At 66.0% G+C, this 3153-nt stretch carries 4 protein-coding genes; 3 read left to right on the top strand and 1 reads right to left on the bottom strand.

Annotation, left to right across the window (positions count from 1 at the left end; all coding sequences use genetic code 11):
* A partial coding sequence (locus ACODS0_RS27930) for an Lrp/AsnC family transcriptional regulator (RefSeq protein WP_488838489.1) occupies positions 1 to 382 on the bottom strand: 382 nt, incomplete at its 3' end.
* A 165-nt stretch (positions 383 to 547) separates the two neighbouring features.
* Here ACODS0_RS27930 and ACODS0_RS27925 point away from each other — a divergent pair.
* The 3 genes from ACODS0_RS27925 to ACODS0_RS27915 all read left to right on the top strand — a co-directional run.
* Complete coding sequence (locus ACODS0_RS27925) at positions 548 to 1489, top strand: esterase/lipase family protein (RefSeq protein WP_488838487.1); 942 nt, start codon at positions 548 to 550, stop codon at positions 1487 to 1489.
* Positions 1489 to 2463 (top strand): lipase secretion chaperone, encoded by a 975-nt coding sequence (locus ACODS0_RS27920; RefSeq protein ID WP_488838485.1) that lies wholly within the window; start codon positions 1489 to 1491, stop codon positions 2461 to 2463. The genes ACODS0_RS27925 and ACODS0_RS27920 overlap by 1 nt, the downstream gene beginning before the upstream one ends.
* Positions 2464 to 2639: 176 nt before the next feature.
* Positions 2640 to 3153: VOC family protein (locus ACODS0_RS27915; RefSeq protein ID WP_488838483.1), on the top strand; the 514-nt coding region annotated here is incomplete at its 3' end.

Below are 3153 nucleotides of genomic sequence, written 5' to 3'. Positions count from 1 at the left end.
GGCTGTAGTGCGCCATGTCGGCCACCACCACGCGCAGCAGGTAGTCCATCTCGCCGGTGAGGGACGCGCACTCCACCACCTCGGGCCAGGTCTGCACGCTGGCGCGAAAGACATCCATGGGGTTGCGCTTGTGGCTCTCGGTGTGCTTTTCCAGCCGCACGTTGAGGTAGGCCGTGAGGCCCAGACCCACCGCCTCGGGCCGGACCAGCGCCACGTAGCGATCGATCACACCGCTGTCTTCGAGCCGCTTGACCCGCCGCAGTACCGCACTGGGCGACAGCCCCACCTGCTCGCCGACCACGTCGTAGGTTTCGCGGCCGTTTTGCTGCAAACAGCGCAATATGGCCCGATCCAGCTTATCCAATGCGTCATTTGCACTCATAGCGCACGATTTTATGCTGTTGGGCGCGTTTCAGACAGCGTTACCGGAGGCATCGGGTATATCCCGATGGTGACAGTGTGGCGTATGTAGAAAAATTTCAACTGCAAAAACGCACGGTCGCTCGTTTTTGCATCCAAACCAAAAATTATTTTTAGGAGACATTCCATGACCGGTTTCTTCGGCCGCCTGCTGCGCGGCCTCGCTTTTGCTTCGGCGGCCCTGACCCTGCTGCCCCTGCAAAACGCCCACGCCCAAAGCACCTACGCCCAGACCCGCTATCCCATCGTGCTGGTGCACGGGCTGTTCGGATTCGATTCCGCACTGGGTGTGGATTACTTCTACGGCATCCCGAGCGCCCTGCGCAAGGACGGCGCCAAGGTGTACGTCGCGCAGGTTTCGGCCGCCAACAGCCACGAAGTGCGCGGCGAGCAGCTGCTGGCCCAGGTGAGGAACATCCTGGCCGTCACCGGTGCGTCCAAGGTCAACCTCGTCGGCCACTCGCAGGGCAGCCCGACCTCGCGGTACGTGTCGGGTGTGGCCCCCCATCTGGTGGCGTCCGTCACCTCCGTTGGCGGCGTGAACCGTGGCGCGCGCGTCGCCGACATCGTGCGCGGCGTGGCCCCGGCGGGCAGCGTGAGCGAGACTCTGGCGAACTCCACTGCGCTGGCGCTGACCTCCCTGATCAACGTGCTCTCGGGTGGCACCAGCCTTCAGCAGCTGCCGACCGCTGCGCTCGACTCGCTCAGCACGGCCGGCTCCGCCAAGTTCAACCAGCGCTTTCCTGCGGGCGTGCCGACCAGCGGCTGCGGCAACGGTGCCGAGTTGGTCAACGGCGTGCGTTACTACTCGTGGACCGGCACCAAGCCGATGACCAACGTGCTCGACGTGAGCGACGGGCTTCTGGGCGTGCTCGGCCTGGTGTTTGGCGAAGCCAACGACGGCCTGGTGTCGGCCTGTTCCTCGCGCCTGGGCAAGCACCTGGGTGACTACCGCCAGAACCACCTGGACGAAGTGAACCAGGTCCTGGGCCTGCGCGACTGGTTTTCGACCGACCCGGTCACGCTGTACCGCCAGCACGCCAACCGCCTGAAAGTGGCCGGCCTGTGATGCGCAAGGGTGCCCTGGCACTGGTGGCCTGCGCCCTGCTGGGTGCGGGCGCCTGGTGGTGGACACAACAGCCGGACGGCGCCTCGCAGGCGTCCGGCGCCCCTGGCGCCAGCCCGCTGGGGCGTCCTTTCGCGTCGGGCGCCCAGACCGACGGCGCCCATCCCGGTGGCTCGCACTTGCTCCCACGCGCTGCAGCCGGCAAGGGGTTGGACAGCGGGGCGGACCCGCTGCTGCAACCCGGCCTGCGCGATGCGCTGGAAGCCTTGCTGCACGCGGCGGGCGACGCCGCCGATCCGCAGGCCCTCAAACAGCGCCTCGAAGGCCTGGTGGGACAACACTTTCCGCCCGAACTGGCCACCCGCGCGCTGGCGCTGGCGCATCGCTATGTGGACTACCGCGTGGCCCTGGGCCAACTGCGCGCCCCCACGGATTTGAGCGACCCGCGCACCCTCCGCAATGCCCTGGAGGCACGCCAGAAGGTGCGCCTGCAGTATTTCGACGGCGACGAATTCGATGCGCTTTTTGCGCAGGAGATGACGCTGGATCAATCCATGCTGGCCCGGCTGGAAATCGAACGCAACAGCCAGCTGACCCCCGAACAAAAACGCAGTGCGCTGCAGGCGGCCGAGGAAATGCTTGATCCCGCCCAGCGCGCCCTGCGCGCCGAGGCCGTGGTCCATGTCGGGGTGGCGCAGCAGACCGCTGCCTTCAATGCCCAGGGCATCGACGACTCCACCCGCCATGCCCTGCGCAGTGCGCAACACGGCACGGAAGCCGCCCAGCGCCTGGCGCAACTCGACCAAGAGGAGCGCGACTGGAATGCCCGCCTCGACCAGTACCAGCAGGCGCGGAGCAGCACGCAGGATGCGGCCCGGCTGCAGCAGTTGCGCGGCCAGCTTTTTTCGCCCGAGGAGCAGTTGCGCATCGAAGGCGCGCTGGCCCTGCGCGCCCAGCCTGCCACGGCAGCCCAGTGACCGGCCACCCGCCCCCAAGGGGGCAAACATGATGCGCCGCGCATGGTTTTGACAACGCGCAACTTTCCTGCAAATAGCCCGCAGAACAGGCTTCAATACGCCTGAATGCTGAGGGTCACTCTCCCTACAGTGCATGGCTTAGGTATGACCTGAATCAATTCACTGACGGAGACACCATGAACGCAGCACTGCCCGGGCAGGCCCTGAACGAGATCGCCGCATGGGACAACCCCATGGGCACCGACGGCTTCGAATTCATCGAGTACGCCGCTCCCGACCCCGTAGCCATGGGCCGCGTGTTTGAAGGCATGGGCTTCAAGCCGGTGGCGCGGCACCGCCACAAGAACGTGCTGCTGTACCGCCAGGGTGGCATCAACTTCCTCATCAATGCCGAGCCCGACAGCTTTGCCCAGCGCTTCGCGCGCCTGCACGGCCCGAGCGTCTGCGCCATCGCGTTCCGCGTGCACGACGCCAAGGCGGCCTACGAGCGCGCCGTATCGCTGGGCGCCTGGGGCTATGCCGGCAAAGCGGGACCGGGCGAGCTGAACGCCAGCGTTTTTGCCAGCAGCTCGAAGGTCCGCAGAAGGCGGTGCTCAAACTCATCGAACGCATCCGCAACGACCCCCGCCATGTCAACGGATAGGAAATTCAACCGCATGAGGCCAAGTATGGCACGAGTTTTGGGCCTCG

It is taken from the genome of Acidovorax sp. FG60 (assembly GCF_057808995.1).
The sequence above is the reverse complement of the archived record's forward strand: the minus strand, read 5'-3'. Positions and strand labels throughout refer to the sequence as shown.